The 16,996-nt window shown below is 67.5% G+C and carries 17 protein-coding genes; 9 read left to right on the plus strand and 8 right to left on the minus strand.

Features of this window, described 5'->3' with window-relative positions:
- Positions 1 to 8: 8 nt before the first annotated feature.
- Positions 9 to 1,115: an AbrB family protein gene (locus AC4LGL_RS07220; protein ID WP_491839291.1), complete on the plus strand. Its 1,107-nt coding sequence runs from the start codon at positions 9 to 11 to the stop codon at positions 1,113 to 1,115.
- Here the strand turns inward: AC4LGL_RS07220 and AC4LGL_RS07225 are convergent.
- Both AC4LGL_RS07225 and AC4LGL_RS07230 read right to left on the minus strand, forming a co-directional pair.
- Positions 1,070 to 1,837, minus strand: coding sequence for a hypothetical protein (locus AC4LGL_RS07225; RefSeq protein ID WP_491838117.1), 768 nt, complete (start codon positions 1,835 to 1,837; stop codon positions 1,070 to 1,072). The two genes, AC4LGL_RS07220 and AC4LGL_RS07225, sit on opposite strands and share 46 nt — an antisense overlap.
- 14 nt (positions 1,838 to 1,851) lie before the next feature.
- Positions 1,852 to 3,012, minus strand: coding sequence for an FAD-dependent oxidoreductase (locus AC4LGL_RS07230; RefSeq protein WP_491838118.1), 1,161 nt, complete (start codon positions 3,010 to 3,012; stop codon positions 1,852 to 1,854).
- 100 nt (positions 3,013 to 3,112) lie between these two features.
- Between AC4LGL_RS07230 and AC4LGL_RS07235 the strand changes: the two genes are divergently transcribed.
- Entirely contained in the window at positions 3,113 to 3,658 is a 546-nt protein-coding gene (locus AC4LGL_RS07235) for a TetR/AcrR family transcriptional regulator (RefSeq protein ID WP_491838119.1), read from the plus strand.
- Here the strand turns inward: AC4LGL_RS07235 and AC4LGL_RS07240 are convergent.
- Positions 3,655 to 4,446 (minus strand): purine-nucleoside phosphorylase, encoded by a 792-nt coding sequence (locus tag AC4LGL_RS07240; protein ID WP_491838120.1) that lies wholly within the window; start codon positions 4,444 to 4,446, stop codon positions 3,655 to 3,657. The two genes, AC4LGL_RS07235 and AC4LGL_RS07240, sit on opposite strands and share 4 nt — an antisense overlap.
- A 47-nt stretch (positions 4,447 to 4,493) precedes the next feature.
- Between AC4LGL_RS07240 and AC4LGL_RS07245 the strand changes: the two genes are divergently transcribed.
- Together AC4LGL_RS07245 and AC4LGL_RS07250 are read left to right on the plus strand one after the other, a co-directional pair.
- Positions 4,494 to 5,678 (plus strand): M20 family metallopeptidase, encoded by a 1,185-nt coding sequence (locus AC4LGL_RS07245; protein ID WP_491838121.1) that lies wholly within the window; start codon positions 4,494 to 4,496, stop codon positions 5,676 to 5,678.
- A complete protein-coding gene (locus AC4LGL_RS07250; protein WP_491838122.1) occupies positions 5,675 to 6,841 on the plus strand; it encodes a M20 family metallopeptidase in 1,167 nt (388 codons plus the stop codon). Before AC4LGL_RS07245 ends, AC4LGL_RS07250 begins: the two co-directional genes overlap by 4 nt.
- Positions 6,842 to 6,852: 11 nt before the next feature.
- On the opposite strand, the gene AC4LGL_RS07255 is transcribed toward AC4LGL_RS07250, so the two are convergent.
- Entirely contained in the window at positions 6,853 to 7,320 is a 468-nt protein-coding gene (locus tag AC4LGL_RS07255; RefSeq protein WP_491838123.1) for a gamma-glutamylcyclotransferase family protein, read from the minus strand.
- A 41-nt stretch (positions 7,321 to 7,361) separates the two neighbouring features.
- On the opposite strand from AC4LGL_RS07255, the gene AC4LGL_RS07260 reads away from it, so the two are divergent.
- Complete coding sequence (locus tag AC4LGL_RS07260; RefSeq protein WP_491838124.1) at positions 7,362 to 8,777, plus strand: NAD(P)H-quinone dehydrogenase; 1,416 nt, start codon at positions 7,362 to 7,364, stop codon at positions 8,775 to 8,777.
- Between the two features lie 9 nt (positions 8,778 to 8,786).
- On the opposite strand, the gene AC4LGL_RS07265 is transcribed toward AC4LGL_RS07260, so the two are convergent.
- Complete coding sequence (locus tag AC4LGL_RS07265; protein WP_491838125.1) at positions 8,787 to 9,419, minus strand: hypothetical protein; 633 nt, start codon at positions 9,417 to 9,419, stop codon at positions 8,787 to 8,789.
- Between the two features lie 103 nt (positions 9,420 to 9,522).
- Between AC4LGL_RS07265 and AC4LGL_RS07270 the strand changes: the two genes are divergently transcribed.
- From AC4LGL_RS07270 to AC4LGL_RS07285, 4 genes are read left to right on the plus strand one after another with little or no spacing between them, the layout of a single operon-like run.
- Positions 9,523 to 11,268, plus strand: coding sequence for a glycerol-3-phosphate dehydrogenase/oxidase (locus AC4LGL_RS07270; RefSeq protein ID WP_491838126.1), 1,746 nt, complete (start codon positions 9,523 to 9,525; stop codon positions 11,266 to 11,268).
- Positions 11,265 to 12,158, plus strand: a complete 894-nt coding sequence (locus AC4LGL_RS07275; protein ID WP_491838127.1) for a pseudouridine synthase — start codon at positions 11,265 to 11,267, stop codon at positions 12,156 to 12,158. The genes AC4LGL_RS07270 and AC4LGL_RS07275 overlap by 4 nt, the downstream gene beginning before the upstream one ends.
- A gap of 41 nt (positions 12,159 to 12,199) precedes the next feature.
- Positions 12,200 to 12,970, plus strand: a complete 771-nt coding sequence (locus AC4LGL_RS07280; protein ID WP_491838128.1) for an SDR family NAD(P)-dependent oxidoreductase — start codon at positions 12,200 to 12,202, stop codon at positions 12,968 to 12,970.
- The gene (locus AC4LGL_RS07285) at positions 12,967 to 13,578 is read left to right on the plus strand and encodes a hypothetical protein (protein ID WP_491838129.1); all 612 of its coding nucleotides are present in this window, start codon (positions 12,967 to 12,969) and stop codon (positions 13,576 to 13,578) included. Before AC4LGL_RS07280 ends, AC4LGL_RS07285 begins: the two co-directional genes overlap by 4 nt.
- A 3-nt stretch (positions 13,579 to 13,581) precedes the next feature.
- Here AC4LGL_RS07285 and AC4LGL_RS07290 read toward each other — a convergent pair whose 3' ends face one another.
- Genes AC4LGL_RS07290 through AC4LGL_RS07300 form a run of 3 tightly spaced genes read right to left on the minus strand, consistent with a single transcriptional unit; the run spans position 13,582 to position 16,962 of the window.
- Entirely contained in the window at positions 13,582 to 14,373 is a 792-nt protein-coding gene (locus AC4LGL_RS07290) for an enoyl-CoA hydratase/isomerase family protein (protein WP_491838130.1), read from the minus strand.
- A 28-nt stretch (positions 14,374 to 14,401) separates the two neighbouring features.
- Positions 14,402 to 15,901, minus strand: coding sequence for an amino acid permease (locus AC4LGL_RS07295; protein WP_491838131.1), 1,500 nt, complete (start codon positions 15,899 to 15,901; stop codon positions 14,402 to 14,404).
- Complete coding sequence (locus tag AC4LGL_RS07300; protein ID WP_491839292.1) at positions 15,901 to 16,962, minus strand: Glu/Leu/Phe/Val family dehydrogenase; 1,062 nt, start codon at positions 16,960 to 16,962, stop codon at positions 15,901 to 15,903. The genes AC4LGL_RS07295 and AC4LGL_RS07300 overlap by 1 nt, the downstream gene beginning before the upstream one ends.
- Positions 16,963 to 16,996 lie beyond the last annotated feature (34 nt).

The raw sequence follows: 16,996 nt of genomic DNA on the forward strand, positions 1-16,996 counted from the left end.
TGACGGGGATGACACGGATGCTGCGGTGGGTGTTGCTTCTCGTCGCGACCGTCGCCGTCACCGTCCCGCTCACCCTCGTCGACGTACCCTCGGCCGCGCTGTTCGCCGGACTCGCGGTGGGCATCGTGTTGGCGCTGGTCTCGCTCGCCCCGGAACAGATGCCGCGCCCGGCGGGGGTGGCCGCCCAGGGCGTGCTGGGCGTCTACATCGGCACGATGGTCCATCGGGACGCCGTCAGTGCGCTCGGATCGGACTGGCTGATCGTGCTGGTGATCACCGTGGCCACGCTGCTGCTCAGCATTCTCGCCGGCGGATTGCTCGGTCTGCACCGCGACGTCAGTCCGCTGACCGGCTCCCTCGCGCTCGTGGCCGGGGGCGCGTCGGGCCTGGTGGCCATCGCCCGCGAACTCGGCGGCGACGATCGCGTCGTTTCCGTCGTCCAATATCTTCGGGTGGCACTGGTCACCGGGACCATTCCGCTCGTGGTGACCCTGGTCTTCCACGCCGACCGGTCGCACCCGCCGTCAGATCCGGGTGAATCCGCCTCAGCGCCTTGGTATTTCAGCCTGGGCATGCTTGCCGTGATCGTTGCGGTCGGGGTGGTCGGCGGGCGTTGGGCCAGGTTGCCGGGCGCCGGACTACTCGGCCCGCTGGCTCTGACGGTGGCACTGCAGCTCACGGGTCTGTCCTTCGGGCTGGCCGTTCCGGTGCTGCTGGTGCAGGCCGCCTACATGGTGATCGGCTGGCAGGCCGGCATTGCCTTCACCCGCGACTCGCTACGGGCGATCGGCCGGATACTTCCGCTGGCGCTGACGTTGATAGTCGTGCTCGGCGTGGCGACCGCCGGACTCGGGGTGTTGCTGGCCAACGTCACCGGGATGACGCAATTGGAGGGCTACCTGGCGACCAGCCCGGGTGGCGTCTACGCGGTTCTCGCCACCGCGGTGGAGACGGGGTCCAACGTCACCTTCATCATCGCTGCCCAGGTGCTCCGGGTGCTGCTGATGTTGTTCGCCGCCCCGCTCATGGCGCGGGTCATGGCCCGGCTGGTCCGGCGCCGCGACGAGCCTCACGACCGGGATGCCGACGAACCGATGGCCGCGGTCCGGCGATAGATGATCGGCTGGGCCGCCACGGTATTGGCCTTGAAGTTGGCCAGCACGAAGGTTCGGAACGTGCGACGGAGCAGCAGACTCGGTAGGAACGCCCGCAGCGTCGGCCAACTGGCGTGGTTGACCACGCGGTAGTCCGTCGGTTCACCTGGCCGTGGGGCGAGCAGCGTCGAGTCCGGCAGGCGGGTGTGGCGCTGAAACCAGCCGGCTGTGTATTCCCACGTGGCATAGACGGTTTCCGCTGAATCGCAGTGAAAGTAGTTGAACAGGAACCAGCGGTCGCCGGTGTGGTCGACGTCGGCGATCCGGGCGGCGTTGTCCGCTGCCAGCTGGTAGGAATGCCTTGCCCACCGGTGGATCTCGGAAACCATGGCGCGGTAGGCGTCGTCGGCTCGCACGTCGTCGATCGCGTCGACATCGGTGGTGCGAATCAGGACGACCAGGTCGTAGCGGGCGGGGCGGACCCCGGCGCGCGCCAGCAGCGCTGCGCCCTCGCCGGGCGGTCGCAGCGCTCCCCGGAACACCACGGCCTCGACGACGTAATCGCGCTCAGCCAGCTTCGCCGCGCACTGTTCGAGGTGGCCGGCCAGCCGGCGGCGGGTGCGCGACGGCAGGGGGAGCGGCCCGGCCCAGCGGCCGGCCTCGGCGGCCAGGATCAGAAATCCCTCGTCCGTCGGTCGGATGAGCCGGACCGGTACCGCGAGTTGGTCATTCACCAGTTTCATCAGCTTCTCCCTGCTCAACGCCGGTTCAGGCCGGACAACTGCCAGGCCAGCGCCCGGCGGACGACGGGCAGCTTGCCGGCCAGTCGCATGACGCGATTGCGGATCGGGCGGCGGCGGGCGGACGCGGTGGCGAGTTCGGTGAGCCGGCTGGTCATCGAGACGACACCGCGTGCGGTGTGACGGCGGGTGGCGGCGTATTCGTCGAGCACGGCGTCGTCGGCTCCGGCGTCCAGCACCTGCGCCAGGTGCTCACCGAGGACGACGGCATCCTCGATGCCGAGGTTCATGCCCTGCCCGCCGGCGGGGGAGTGCACGTGTGCGGCGTCGCCTGCCAGCAGGATGCGGCGGTTGCGGAACGCGTCGGCGATGCGGTGATGCACGCGGAACCGGGAACCCCACACCACCTCCTCGACCACCGCGGGTTCGGCCACCGGGCCGCGGTCGTCCAGAAGCGATTGCACAAAGGCGACGTCCGGCTGCTGCGGGGCTTCGTCCACCGTCGCGACGATGCGGTACATCCCGTCGGGCAGTGGCGCGACGACGACCAGCCCGGCCGGCGAGAAGTACAGGATCACCTGATCGTTGGGGATGCCGGCAGCTACACCACCGGACAGGCGGACATCGGCGAGCGCGAACGACTCGCCGTAGGTGCCGCCGCTGAACGCGATCCCGGCTTGGTCGCGGACCGTGCTGTGCATGCCGTCGGCTCCGATCAGGTACCGGGCCCGGATCTGCTGGCCATCGGCGAACGTGGCGATTGCCTGGTCGGCGGTCTGCTGGATCCTGATGACCGAAGCGGGGCGGACGACCTTGCCGCCCAGCTCTTCCAGCCGGTCGAGGAGGAACGCCTCGGTGTCGGCCTGCGAGATCATCAGCGTGTACGGGTAACGGGTCGGCAGGCCGCTGAACGGCACTGCGATCAGGAGATCGTCGCGGTCCCGGATGGCGAAGGTCGGGGTGTGCACGCCGCGAGCGACGAGGTCTGCGACCACGCCGTAGGGCTCCAGCAATTCCAGGGTGTGGGGGTGGACCACGGCCGCCCGCGAGGTGTTGGTGCCCTCGGCCTGCCGATCCACGATGGTCACCTCGTGGCCGTGCTGGATGAGCACGATGGCGGCGGTCAGGCCGACGGGTCCGGCTCCGACGATCAGGACGTCGGTGGTGAGCGCTTGCATCTTCGACTCCTTTGTCAACAACTGTTGGTCAACGCTTGTTGACTTCAAGGTAGGCCTGTCGGGAATGGTTGTCAACGGTTGTTGACCTACACTTGTTGACATGCGACGTCCGGCAGCCGAGACCAAGTCCGTGATCCTCGCCGCGGCTCGGGAGCGCTTCGCCGCCGACGGATACGAGCGCGCGACCATCCGGGCGATTGCGGCCGACGCGGGGATCGACCCGGCGATGGTGATGCGCTACTACGGCAACAAAGAGCGGCTGTTCGCCGCGGCCGCCGAATTCGATTTGGAACTACCGGATCTCACCCAGGTCGCACGCGAAGAGATCGGCGCCGCGCTGGCCGCGCATTTCCTCGAACGCTGGGAGCGCGACGAGGCACTGCTGATCCTGTTGCGGGCCGGCGTCACCAACGAGGCGGTCGCCGAGCGGATGCGCACGATCTTCGCGGCGCAACTCGCGCCGGTGATAGCGCAGACCACCGGCGACGCCCCCGACACGCCGGTGCGGGCCAGCCTCGCCGCGTCCCAGGTCCTGGGTATGGCGTTGTGCCGTTACGTGCTGGAATTCCCGCCACTGGTCACCATGTCCCGCCAGGAGGTCGTCGACTGGATCGGACCCACCCTGCAGCGGTATCTCGTCGGTTAGATCTGTCTGATCACCGAAGCCAACAGGGAACCCATCCGGGTTGCCGACTGACGCCCGGCCTCGAGGACCTCGGCGTGGCTGAGCGGTTCACCCGTCATCCCGGCGGCCAGGTTCGTCACCATCGAGATGCCCAGCACCTGCAGGCCGGCGGCGCGGGCAGCGATGGTCTCGTGCACCGTCGACATGCCGACCAGATCCGCTCCCAGGGTGCGCAGCATCCGGATCTCGGCCGGAGTCTCGTAATGCGGACCGGGCAGCCCGGCATAGACGCCCTCGGCCAGGGTCGGCTCGATCTCCCGGGCCAGGTCTCGAAGTCTGGGGGAGTAGGCGTCGACGAGGTCGACGAACTGGGCACCGACCAGCGGCGACCGCGCCGTGAGGTTGAGATGGTCACTGATCAGTACCGGCTGGCCCACCTGATACTCGGCTCGCAGCCCGCCGGCCGCGTTGGTCAGCACCGCGGTGGATATGCCCGTTGCCGCGGCCGTCCGGACCGGATGCACGACATGCTGCAGGTCGTGGCCCTCATAGGCGTGGATGCGCCCGGCCAGCACCAGCACGCGGTGACTCCCGAGGCGAACCGAGTGCACCAGGCCGCCGTGGCCGGTCGCGGTCGGCGGGGTGAAGCCGGGGAGATCGGCCATCGGCACCGTCGCCACCGGCTCGCCCAGCTCGGCTACCGCGGGTGCCCAACCCGATCCGAGCACCACCGCGACATCGTGGCGTTCGACGCCGGTCCGTTCGGCGATGGCAGCGGCGGCCTGGCTGGATGCCTGGGGATCGGTCACGATAGGCGAGCTTAACCGCCGGAAACTGGCAGTGAGATACTGCGAGGATGCCCTCCGCCACCGCCTCGCTGAGCGTCGAAGACGCCATCAACCGGCGTCGTGGCGACCTCGTCGAACTTTCCCACTCGATACATGCCGAGCCGGAGTTGGCGTTCGCCGAGCACCGCAGCTGCGCGAAGACCCAGGCGCTGGTGGCCGAGTACGGCTTCGAGATCACCGCGGCGGCCGGAGGGCTGGACACCGCGTTCCGGGCCTCCTACGGCAGCGGCCCGCTGGTGGTCGGCGTCTGCGCGGAGTACGACGCCCTTCCCGAGATCGGGCATGCCTGCGGACACAACATCATCGCGGCCTCGGCGGTCGGCACCGCACTGGCTCTCGCCGATGTCGCCGACGAGCTCGGCCTGACCGTGGTGTTGATCGGCACCCCCGCCGAGGAACTCGGTGGCGGAAAAGTCTTGCTGCTCAATGCCGGTGTGTTCGACGACATCGCCGCGACGGTCATGCTGCATCCCGGGCCCGTGGACATCGCCGCGGCGCGCTCGCTGGCGCTCTCCGAGGTGACGGTGAACTACACCGGCCGGGAATCGCATGCCGCCGTGGCGCCTTATCTGGGTGTGAACGCCGGTGACGCGGTCACCGTCGCGCAGGTCGCGATCGGGCTGCTGCGCCAGCAGCTCATGCCGGGCCAGATGGTGCACGGGATCGTCACGCACGGCGGGCAGGCCACCAACGTCATTCCCGGTCGGGCCGAAATGCGATACACGATGCGGGCCACCGACATGGCGGCCCTGCGTGAGCTGGAAGACCGGATGGCCGGCTGTTTTTCGGCCGGGGCGCTGGCGACGGGCTGCGAGCATCTGGTCACCGAGATCGGCCCGGCCTACGCCGAACTGGTGCCCGATCCGTGGCTCTCGGAGACCATCCGCGCCGAAATGCTGCGTCTGGGCCGTAAACCGTTGCCGGAGAACGTGGAGGCGAGTGTGCCACTGGGCAGTACCGATATGGGCAACATCAGTCAGGTGATGCCCGGCATCCATCCGGTGATCGGTATCGACTCGGGGGGCGCCGCGATCCACCAACCGGCGTTCGCCGCTGCCGCGGTGGGTCCGAGTGCGGACAAAGCGGTGCTGGAAGGCGCAATCATGTTGGCCCGCAGCGTCGTTCAGCTGGCCGAGACACCTGCGCAGCGGGACCGGGTCCTGGACGCGCTGCAGAGGAGGCAGGCGTCATGAGTGTGCTGCAGCACGCGGCTGCCCGCTGGTTGTCCGCCAACTACGACGAGATGGTGTCGTGGCGGCGGCATCTGCACGCCCATCCGGAACTGGGTCGCCAGGAGTTCGCCACGACCGAGTTCGTCGCCCACCACCTGGCCGAGGCCGGGCTGAACCCCAAGGTGCTGCCCGGCGGCACCGGTTTAACGTGTGACTTCGGGCCGGAGGACCGCCCGCGGATCGCGCTGCGCGCTGACATGGATGCCCTGCCGATGGCCGACCGCACGGGCGCGTCCTATGCCTCCACGGTGCCCAACGTCGCGCACGCCTGCGGGCACGACGCACACACCGCGGTGCTGCTCGGCGCCGCGATGGCGTTGGCGTCGGTGCCGGAGCTGCCGGTCGGGGTCCGGTTGCTGTTCCAAGCGGCCGAGGAGCTGATGCCCGGCGGCGCGATCGACGCGATCAACGCCGGCGTGCTGACCGGGGTGAGCCGGATCTTCGCGCTGCACTGCGACCCTCGGCTGGTCGTGGGTCAGGTGGCCACCAAGCCCGGACCGATCACGTCGGCCGCAGACTCCATCGAGATCACCCTGCACTCGCCTGGCGGGCACACCTCCCGGCCACACCTGACCGGCGACCTGGTCTACGGGCTCGGCACGCTGATCACCGGGTTGCCCGGGGTGCTGTCCCGTCGCATCGACCCCCGCCACGACACCGTGATGGTGTGGGGCGCGGTCAATGCCGGCGTGGCCGCCAACGCCATCCCGCAGATCGGCACCCTGGCCGGGACCATCCGCACGGCAAGCCGCGATACCTGGCTGACGCTGGAATCGATTGTGGAAGAGACGGTTACGTCGCTGCTCGCGCCGCTGAACATCTCGCACAGCCTCAACTACCGGCGCGGCGTGCCGCCGGTCGTCAACGAAGAGGTGTCCACCCGCATCCTCACGCACGCCATCGAGGCCATCGGCCCCGACGTGCTCGCCGACACCCATCAGTCCGGCGGTGGCGAGGATTTCTCCTGGTACCTCGAAGACGTGCCCGGTGCCATGGGCCGACTGGGCGTCTGGAGCGGACAAGGGCCGCAACTCGATCTCCATCAGCCGACGTTCGACATCGACGAACGTGCATTGGGCGTCGGTGTCCGCACGATGGTCAACATCGTCGAGGCCTCTGCGTAAGCGGAGAGAAATTAGGGTCCGATATTGCGGGCGGGGCGGGTGCGCAGATCGTGCACATACGTGTCGGGTGCCCCGGCGATCTCCGCGGCGTCGGCCATCACCCCGAGATAGCGGGCTGAGGGCAGGCCACCCTCCCAGGCGTCGACCACATAGAGCCAGGCCAGCACCGGATCGGTGTTGGTGTCCGACGCCAACCGGTCCACCCGGCAGCGGATCTTCTTGTGGAACCCGAGTTCGGAGCCCTCCCACCGATCGAGCGAATGCTCATCGGCCGGCGTCATGTCGTAGAGCACGACGAAAACCTTCGACATCGGGTCCTCGACGACGGTGGCCAGCGCGCCTTCCCAGCCGATGTCCTCACCGCCGAACGTCAACCGCCAGCCATGCAGCCACCCGGTACCCGCCATCGGCGAGTGCGGAGCTCGTTCGAGCATTTGCTCCGGATGCATATTCGATCCATACGCGGCGTACAGCGGCACGGTAAGACAGCTTAATCGGCGAAGTTCGTTAGGTTGGTGCGGTGGCTACCCGCATCGTGATCATCGGCGGCGGACCCGCCGGATATGAGGCGGCACTCGTCGCCGCTGCCCGCGGCCCTGAGGTCGCGCATGTGACGGTCGTCGACTCCGACGGCATCGGCGGTGCCTGCGTGCTGTGGGACTGCGTGCCGTCCAAGACCTTCATCGCGTCCACGGGTGTGCGTACCGAACTGCGGCGCGCCCCCAACCTGGGGTATTCGCTGGACTTCGAACAGTCCAAGATCTCGCTGCCGCAGATCAACGAGCGGGTCAAGAACCTGGCGACGGCCCAGTCCGACGACATCGCCGAGCGGCTGCGCAGCCAGGGAATCGACTTGATCGCCGGCCGCGGCGAGCTGATCGACGACGTCCCCGGCATGGCCCAGCACCGCGTCAAGGTCACCGGCCCCGACGGCACGGTCAGCCAGCTGACTGCCGACGTGGTGCTGATCGCCACCGGTGCCAGCCCGCGGGTGCTGCCCAACGCCGTTCCCGACGGCGAGCGCATCCTCAACTGGCGACAGCTCTATGACCTCGAATCGCTGCCGGAGCATCTCGTGGTGGTGGGGTCGGGTGTCACCGGCGCCGAGTTCGTCAACGCCTACACCGAACTCGGGGTGACCGTGACGGTCGTGGCCAGCCGCGATCAGATCCTGCCGCATGAGGATTCCGATGCCGCCGCGGTGCTGGAGGAGGTGTTCTCCGAACGCGGTGTCACGCTGATCAAGAACGCCCGAGCCCAGTCGGTCACCCGCACCGAGAGCGGCGTACGCGTCGCCATGGCCGACGGACGCACCGTCGACGGCAGCCATGCCCTGATGACGGTCGGCTCGGTCCCCAACACGAGTGGTCTCGGTCTGGAGCGCGTCGGCATCGAGCTCGGGTCGGGCAATTACCTCAAGGTCGACCGCGTGTCGCGGACCTCGGTGTCCGGTATCTACGCGGCGGGGGACTGCACCGGACTGCTGCCGCTGGCCTCGGTGGCGGCCATGCAGGGACGCATCGCGATGTATCACGCCCTCGGCGAGGCCGTGGCTCCGATCCGGTTGCGCACCGTCGCCGCGGCGGTGTTCACCCGCCCCGAGATCGCCGCGGTCGGGGTGCCACAGGCTGCGATCGACGACGGGTCGGTACCGGCCCGCACCCTGACCCTGCCGCTCAACACGAACGCCCGGGCCAAGATGTCCAGCCTGCGCCGCGGCTTCGTGAAGATCTTCTGCCGCCCGGCAACCGGGGTGGTGATCGGCGGTGTGGTGGTGGCGCCGATCGCCTCCGAGCTGATCCTGCCGATCGCCCTGGCGGTTCAGAACGGCATTCCGGTCGCCGAGTTGGCCCAGACCTTCTCGGTGTACCCGTCGTTGTCCGGTTCGATCACCGAGGCCGCGCGTCAGTTGATGAAGCACGACGACCTGGACTAGCGGGCGGTGTCACGCCCGGCGGCGTCGTCGCAACAGCGCCGTGATGATCAGCGTCAGGATCCCGGCGACACACAGGATGCCGCCGCCGAAGATGGCGAAGATACCGCCGACGAGCGAGCCGGGTTTGGCGTCACCGCCCACCCCGAACTGGTCTGAGGCAGCACCTTTGCATGTGACGGCATAGTCAGACGCGTTTTTCACGGTCACGGTGAACAGGGCCTGCCACTGGTTGATCGTGAGGGTGCCGTCGTAGTTGACCATCTCGATGTCATCGTCGGAACCGGTTCCCGTGCTCACGTTGCACCGCACATGGTGGTTCTCATCAGGCTCTGCCGCGAAGATCACCCTGGTCTCGCCGGCGTCGAAGTGCACCGTCGTCGTCTCGCCGCTTCCGAAGGTGTGTTCGGCATCAGGTGCCGCGTCGGAAAAACTACTGATCATCCCCACGCCCCCGAATACCGCGATCAGCACCCCGACGATGAACAGTGCCGCGCCGACGCCGTACCAGAGCTTCTTCGGCGCCGCCTTCCGCTGCGGGGGGCCGGGAAAGTAACCAGGCGGCGGTCCGTATCCGTATCCCGTCGGCCCGACACCACCGGGCGGGTATGGCTGTCCCGGCAAGCCCGGGGGTTGAATCGACACGCTAGGGAACCTACCGCTCAGAACGGGCGGCGCAGACGAATTGGACTGGCCGAGGACGGGCAGAATCGGGCAGATCCCACGTCACCCACGTAGCCTGGGTTTCGTGACTGACCCGATCTCAGCACCGGGCGACGGGCAAACCTTCCTCGGACCGCAGCACAGGGCGCAAGCCTGGCAACGACTCGGCAGTGAACAATTCGACGTAGTGGTCATCGGCGGCGGTGTGGTGGGCGCCGGGGCGGCGTTGGACGCCGCGACCCGCGGACTCACTGTGGCCCTCGTCGAGGCTCGCGATTTCGCTTCCGGTACCTCCAGTCGCAGCTCCAAGATGTTCCACGGCGGGCTGCGTTATCTCGAGCAGCTCGAATTCGGCCTGGTGCGCGAGGCCCTGTACGAGCGTGAACTCTCGCTGACCACGTTGGCGCCGCACCTGGTCAAGCCGTTGCCGTTCCTGTTCCCGCTGACCAACCGTTGGTGGGAGCGGCCCTATATCGCGGCGGGCATCTTCCTGTACGACCAGCTGGGCGGCGCGAAATCCGTTCCGGCACAAAAGCATTTGACCAAGTCCGGAGCGCTGCGGCTGGCCCCTGGGCTGAAGCGTAGTTCCCTGATCGGCGGTATCCGCTACTACGACACCGTGGTTGACGACGCCCGGCACACCATGACGGTGGCCCGCACCGCGGCCCACTACGGCGCGGTCGTGCGCTCGTCGAGCCAGGTGGTGGCGTTGCTGCGTGAGGGCGATCGCGTGGTGGGTGTCACGCTGCGCGATTCCGAGGACGGCGCCATCACCGAAGTGCGGGGCCACGTGGTGGTCAACGCCACCGGGGTGTGGACGGACGAGATCCAGGCGTTGTCCAAGGAACGCGGCCGGTTCCGGGTGCGTGCCTCCAAGGGTGTGCACATCGTGGTTCCGCGGGACCGGATCGTCAGCGAGGTGGCGATCATCCTGCGCACCGAGAAGTCGGTGCTGTTCGTGATTCCGTGGGGTACGCACTGGATCATCGGAACCACGGACACGGACTGGAATCTCGACCTCGCGCACCCCGCCGCGACCAAGGCCGACATCGATTACATCCTCGGCCATGTCAACACCGTGCTGGCAACCCCGTTGACCCACGACGACATCGACGGCGTCTACGCCGGGTTGCGTCCGCTGCTGGCCGGTGAGAGCGAGGAGACCTCCAAGCTCTCGCGTGAGCACGCCGTCGCGGTGCCTTCGCCGGGACTCGTGGCGATCGCGGGCGGGAAGTACACCACCTACCGGGTGATGGCAGCCGACGCGATCGACGCTGCCGCAGAGTTCATTCCGGCCCGGGTGGCGCCCTCGATCACCGAGAAGGTCCCGCTGATGGGTGCCGACGGGTACTTCGCCCTGATCAATCAGACCGAATACGTCGGCAAGCAATACGGACTTCATCCTTATCGCGTCCGGCATCTGCTCGACCGGTACGGCTCGCTGATCAGCGAGGTGCTCAAGATGGCGGAGGGCCGGCCTGAACTGCTGGCACCCATCACCGCTGCGCCGGTCTACTTGAAGGTCGAGGCCTACTACGCGGCTGCGGCCGAAGGCGCTCTGCACCTGGAGGACATCCTGGCCCGCCGGATGCGGGTCGCCATCGAATATCCGCACCGCGGAGTCGATTGCGCCCGTGAGGTCGCCGAAGTGGTTGCGCCCGTACTGGGATGGTCCGCCGAGGACGTCGACCGCGAGGTTGCCACGTATGTCGCCCGGGTGGAGGCCGAGGTGCTGTCGCAGACCCAGCCCGACGACGAGTCCGCCGATGCACTGCGCCAGGCTGCGCCCGAGGCCCGCGCCGAGATCCTCGAACCCGTGCCGCTCAATTGAGAAAGCGCCCCCCGCCGCTGCCGGCGCGTGACGGTATCGGGCCGGCGCGGTTGCGGTTGCTTGGTCCGGCGGGCAGGAGCGCAGCGACCGGGGATTCCCTGGTGAATGTGTACGACGAACTGCAGCAGCGGTTCGGTATCGGCGCGAAAGTGCTTGCCGGGGAGGTGGTTCTGCCCGACGGCACAGTCGTCGACGCCACCACGACACTGCCCGTAGGTGCCCACGTCTACTTCTACCGCGACTTGGCCGATGAGGTGGAGGTGCCGTTCGACATCCCGGTGCTCTACCGCGACGACGACATCGTCGTCGTCGACAAACCACACTTCCTGGCCACGATGCCACGCGGTGGGCACGTCGCACAGACGGCGCTGGTGCGGTTGCGTCGGAAGCTCGACCTGCCGGAGCTGAGCCCTGCGCACCGGCTGGACCGCCTGACCGCCGGGGTGCTGCTGTTCACCGTGCGTCCCGAGGTGCGGGGAAGCTATCAGCGGCTGTTCGCCGCGGGTAAGACCCGCAAGACGTACCTGGCCCGGGCCGCAGGCACCGCCACCGTCTCGTTGCCCATCACCTTGCGCAGCCGGATCATCAAGCACCGCGGCCGGTTACAGGCCTTCGAGGAATCCGGGGCGCCCAACGCCGAGACCTATGTCGAGGAACTGGGAAGCGGGCTGTACCGCCTGTCGCCCCGTACCGGGCAGACGCATCAGCTGCGGGTGCACATGAACTCGATCGGGTTGCCGATCATCGGGGATTCCTTGTACCCCAACGTGATCGACGTCGCACCGGATGATTTCGACCATCCACTGCAACTGTTGGCCCAGCGCCTCGAGTTCACCGACCCGATCACCGGTGAGGACCGCGAATTCGTGAGTGCCAGGACATTGGGCTGAAGCCTTGCACGACCGGACCGTGGTGATGGTCTACTGACGGGGTGAACCGTGAGACCTTTGACCATCTGTTCGACATGACCGACCGCACCGTGATCGTCACCGGCGGCACCCGTGGCATCGGATTGGCCCTCGCCGAGGGCTTCACGCTGGCCGGCGCCCGCGTGGTGGTTGCCAGCCGCAAGGCCGATGCCTGCGAACGGGCGGCCGAGCACCTGCGCGAGCTCGGGGGACAGGCGATCGGGGTGCCGACCCACAGCGGCAACATCGACGACCTCGGCGCGCTGGTCGAGCGTACGGTCGCCGAGTTCGGTGGGGTCGACGTGGTGGTCAACAACGCCGCCAACGCGCTCGCGCAGCCGCTGGGACAGATGACACCGGAGGCCTGGGCCAAGTCCTATGAGGTGAACCTGCGCGGGCCGGTGTTCCTGGTGCAGCACGCCTTGCCGCATCTGAAGGCCAGCCCCAAGGCGGCGGTGCTGAACATGGTGTCGGTCGGGGCGTTCAATTTCGCCCCCGCACTGTCGATCTATGCCTCGGGCAAGGCCGCGCTGATGTCGGTCACCCGGTCGATGGCGGCCGAGTTCGCCCCGCTGGGCATCCGGGTGAACGCCTTGGCGCCGGGACCGGTCGACACCGACATGATGCGCAACAACCCGCAGGAGGCCATCGATCTGATGAAGGGTGGGACGCTGATGAAGCGGCTGGCCACCCCGGACGAGATGGTCGGCGCGGCCTTGCTGATGTGTTCGGATGCCGGCAGCTACATGACCGGTCAGGTGGTCATCGTCGACGGGGGCGGGACAGCGCGATGACTGTGCCGGTGCACGACGACTTCACCGTGCCGGTCGTGTTGCAGGGCGCAGACAGTACCCGGGTGTGGCGCAGTCGCGCCCGTCAGACCTTGACGATGTCGCCGGCCGGCATCACGTTCGAACGTCGCGGGAAGACAGTGCAGCTCGAGTGGCGCGACGTCACCGGCATCGCCATGGTCAATATGAGCAACTCCTTTCGAGTCGTCTTCAATGCCTGGGCCATCTGCGCGCAGGATGTAGAAGCGATCTACCCGCATGAGTTCGAGAAGGATTGGCCCACCGGGCAGATCGGGCGGTGGCTGGCGCATTATCGGCCCGATCTGGTGCTGCCGGCCGACGGAGCGATGTTGCCGTTCGGCATGCCGCGCGAGTACTACCGGTGGGCCATCCCGTTCGCTGTGGTGGCCGTACTGGTGGCCTCGTTCATCGCGACCAAATCGTTTGTGCGCGGACTCGGGATCGTGGCGCTCATGGTCGTGATGACGCTGCCTTTCACCTCGCCTCGGCGCTTTCGGATCGCAGGGTTCATCTTCACTACCGTCATGCTGGCTTGGTTGCTCGCGATCGGATTCCTGTGGCTCGTGCCGATCAACGGGCGCAAGTTGTGATGCTCACTCACGCTTGGTGAACTGAGCTGTCCCGCTCAGACTGCCCGTGCCGACGGACAGGATCTGGCTGCGGTTCTCCACGTGCAGCGCGGTCTCCAGACAGCCGGCGTCGAGATTGGCCCACAGCACCTGTTTGGTGGATTCCAGGCCGAATTTGCCATATCCGCAGAGGGTTTCGGCAATCTCCAGGGCAGCGTCGACCAACTCCGCGGTGTCGTCGACGATGCGGGTGACCAGGCCGAGTCGCAGCGCCTCGGTCGCGTCGACCGCCCGCGCGGTCAGGATCAGATCGAACGCCGGGCCCGCGCCGATGATCCTCGGCAGGGTGTAGCTCACCCCGATGTCGCAGCCGCCGATGCCCAGCTTGATGAACTGTGTGCAGAACTTCGCCGCCGGGCCGGCGATGCGGATGTCGCTCGCCGCGGCCAGCGCGAAGCCGCCGCCGTAGGCCGCGCCGTTGACCGCGGCGATGACGGGCTGGCGCAGCCGGTGCAGCTTGACCGTCAGGTTGGCGATGCGTTCCTGCCAGCGCATGCCCGAGCGGGGAAACTCGGTGCCGCCACCCGCCTCGGGCGGGTTGGGATTGCTCAGATCCAGCCCTGAGCAGAAGCCGCGACCGGCGCCGGTGAGGACCACGACGCGGCACTCGTTGTTGCCCGCGATCTCGTCGAGGGTGGCGTGCAGGGCCTCGACCAGTTCGTACGACAGCGCGTTCAGTTTCTCGGGCCGATTGAGGGTGACGACGGCGATGTCAGGGCGCGGGTAGGTGAGGTCGAGTGGCTCTGCAAGGGACATGAGCGGGACCCTATCCGCCGCACCTGGTTCAGACTGACACTTCAACAAGGTCGGCGACGTCGCGGCGCTCCTGCCGCCGCGCCAGCATCGAATGGGAGCGTCCGTAGGCGAAGTACAGCACCACGCCGATCGCCATCCAGATCGCGAAGCGCAGCCAGGTCTCCAACTCGAGGTTGAACATCAGCCACAGGCAGGAGAGTGCGGCCAGAATCGGTATCACCGGAACCAACGGAACACGGAAGCCGCGCTTCAGATCGGGCCGGGTCCGGCGCAGGACCGGGACGCCGATCGCAACGAGGATGAACGCGAACAGGGTGCCGATGTTGACCATTCCCGCGAGAGTGCCGAAGTCGACGAACGCCGCGAGCAGCGCGCACACCGTTCCCACGATGACCGTCAGGCGCACCGGGGTGCCCTGCCTGCTGGTGTGCGCGAGGCGGCGGGGGAGCAGTCCGTCGCGGGACATCGCGAACAGGACCCGGGTCTGGCCGAGGAACATCACCATGACGACGGTCGACAGGCCGGCCAACGCTCCGATGGAAATGATGTTCTTCGCCCAGGTGTCACCGTGCAGGGCGAATGCCGTTGCCAGGGTGGCATTGTCGCCTTGGAGCTGGGTGTACGGCACCATGCCGGTGAGGACGAATGAGACCGCGACGTAGCACACCGTGACGATGGCAAGCGCTCCGAAGATGCCGCGCGGTACGTCGCGCTGCGGATTGCGGGTCTCCTCCGCGGCGGTGGCGACCACGTCGAAGCCGATGAAGGCGAAGAAGGCGATGCTGGCTGCAGTCAGTAGGCCCAGCCAGCCGAAGCTCGAGCCGCCGGTCCCGGTGAGCCACCCGAGCATCGACTGGTGCACGCCGTCCGCTCTGGCCGATGGCTGAGCCGGCGGGATGAAGGGCGTGAGGTTCGATGCTTTGAAGTAGCCGGCGCCGACCACGAGGATCAGGACGATCACCGCGAGCTTGATCGCCACCGCGACGGCGGACACCCGTGAGGACAGCTTGGTCCCGGTCGCCAACAGGAACCCGACGATGGCGATGATCACCACCGCACCCCAGTCGAACTTGACCGAACCAAAGTGCACGACCGGCGACATCGATCCGCCGAGGATTTCACCCAGGTATTGCGACCAGCCTTTGGCGACAACGGATACCGCGAGCGCGAACTCCAATATCAGGTCCCAGCCGATGATCCAGGCGACCAACTCACCGAAGGTGGCGTAGGAGAATGTGTATGCGCTGCCCGCGACGGGGACCGTGGAGGCGAATTCCGCGTAGCAGAGTGCGGTGAGCCCGCAGGTGATCGCCGCGAGAATGAAGGCCAGCGATACGGACGGTCCCGCCATGGTGCCCGCCGTCTGAGCAGTCAAGGTGAAGATGCCGGCACCGATGACGACCGCGACGCCGAAGACGGTGAGATCTCTTGCCGTCAGATCCTTGCGTAGCTTCGAGTCAGGTTCATCGGTGTCCCGGATCGACTGCTCTATCGACTTGGTACGGAACCATCCGCCGCCGGCCGACATCAGATCGCGCCGTCGAGGCGTCGTTCGGCGAACCGGTTCGCTGCCGCACCGATGCTGACGCCCGATTCCCGTGCCGCGGAGATGATTTCGCGGGATCGGTCGAAGATGCGGGTCACGTCGGCTTCCACCGTGGCGCGGTCAACACCCTGCAATTCGCCGGCGACCTGCATGAGGCCGCCGGCGTTGGCGACGAAGTCAGGCACCCAGGTGATCGCGCGCCGGCGAAGCAGATGCTCGACACCGGGATCGGCCAGCTGGTTGTTGGCCGCGCCGCAGATCAGGTTCGCCTCGATGGTTTCCGCGCTCGCAGGCGTCAGGGTAGCCCCCAGGGCGCACGGCGCGTAGACATCGACGGGTGCGTCTGCCACCGAGCTCAGCAGGCGAACCGATGGATGATCAATCGAGATTCGCTGCAGTGCAGCGTCGTTCACGTCGGTCGCGCACACCTCTGCGCCGTCGGCGAGCAGCAGAGCGATCAGTTCGCGCCCCACCTTGCCGATGCCTTCGACACCCACCGTACGGCCTGCCAACGATGCCGTACCCCAGACGGATTCGGCTCCGGCGCGCATGGCGTTGAACACGCCGAGTGCAGTCAGCCGCGCGCTGTCGCCGGAACCGCCCGCGGCGGTGCTGCGACCGGTGACGTACGTGGTGTACTTGCCGATGACGTCCAGGTCGTCCGTGTTGGTGCCGACGTCACCCGCGGTGACATACCGTCCGCCGAGATTGTCGACGAACCGGGCGAACGCGGCGAACAGCTCTTCGCTCTTGTCGCTGGTCGGGTCGCCGATGATGACAGACTTCCCCCCGCCCAGGTTCACCCCGGCCGCCGCGGCCTTGTAGGTCATCCCCCAGGACAACCGCAGCACGTCCTCGAGGGCCTCGAATTCGTCGGCATACGGGTACATCCGGCAGCCGCCGAGCGCCGGGCCAAGGGTGGTCGAGTGGATGGCGATGATCGCCTTCAGTCCGGACTTCTCGTCCTCGCAGAACACGACCTGCTCGTGACTTCTGGCGCTCAGTTCGCGGGAGCGACCGAAGACCCCGAGGGTGGTGGGCATGACTGTCACTGGTGATTCCTTTTCTCTTTCTATC

This window comes from Mycolicibacterium arcueilense, from assembly GCF_058536225.1.

Bases quoted from the DNA above. Each gene is read 5' to 3' on its own strand.
- AC4LGL_RS07235 (WP_491838119.1), top strand. From the start codon at position 3,113: ATGCGACGTCCGGCAGCCGAGACCAAGTCCGTGATCCTCGCCGCGGCT.
- AC4LGL_RS07300 (WP_491839292.1), bottom strand. From the start codon at position 16,962: ATGCCCACCACCCTCGGGGTCTTCGGTCGCTCCCGCGAACTGAGCGCC.
- AC4LGL_RS07285 (WP_491838129.1), top strand. From the start codon at position 12,967: ATGACTGTGCCGGTGCACGACGACTTCACCGTGCCGGTCGTGTTGCAG.
- AC4LGL_RS07290 (WP_491838130.1), bottom strand. From the start codon at position 14,373: ATGTCCCTTGCAGAGCCACTCGACCTCACCTACCCGCGCCCTGACATC.
- AC4LGL_RS07230 (WP_491838118.1), bottom strand. From the start codon at position 3,012: ATGCAAGCGCTCACCACCGACGTCCTGATCGTCGGAGCCGGACCCGTC.
- AC4LGL_RS07295 (WP_491838131.1), bottom strand. From the start codon at position 15,901: ATGTCGGCCGGCGGCGGATGGTTCCGTACCAAGTCGATAGAGCAGTCG.
- AC4LGL_RS07225 (WP_491838117.1), bottom strand. From the start codon at position 1,837: ATGAAACTGGTGAATGACCAACTCGCGGTACCGGTCCGGCTCATCCGA.
- AC4LGL_RS07245 (WP_491838121.1), top strand. From the start codon at position 4,494: ATGCCCTCCGCCACCGCCTCGCTGAGCGTCGAAGACGCCATCAACCGG.
- AC4LGL_RS07220 (WP_491839291.1), top strand. From the start codon at position 9: ATGACACGGATGCTGCGGTGGGTGTTGCTTCTCGTCGCGACCGTCGCC.
- AC4LGL_RS07250 (WP_491838122.1), top strand. From the start codon at position 5,675: ATGAGTGTGCTGCAGCACGCGGCTGCCCGCTGGTTGTCCGCCAACTAC.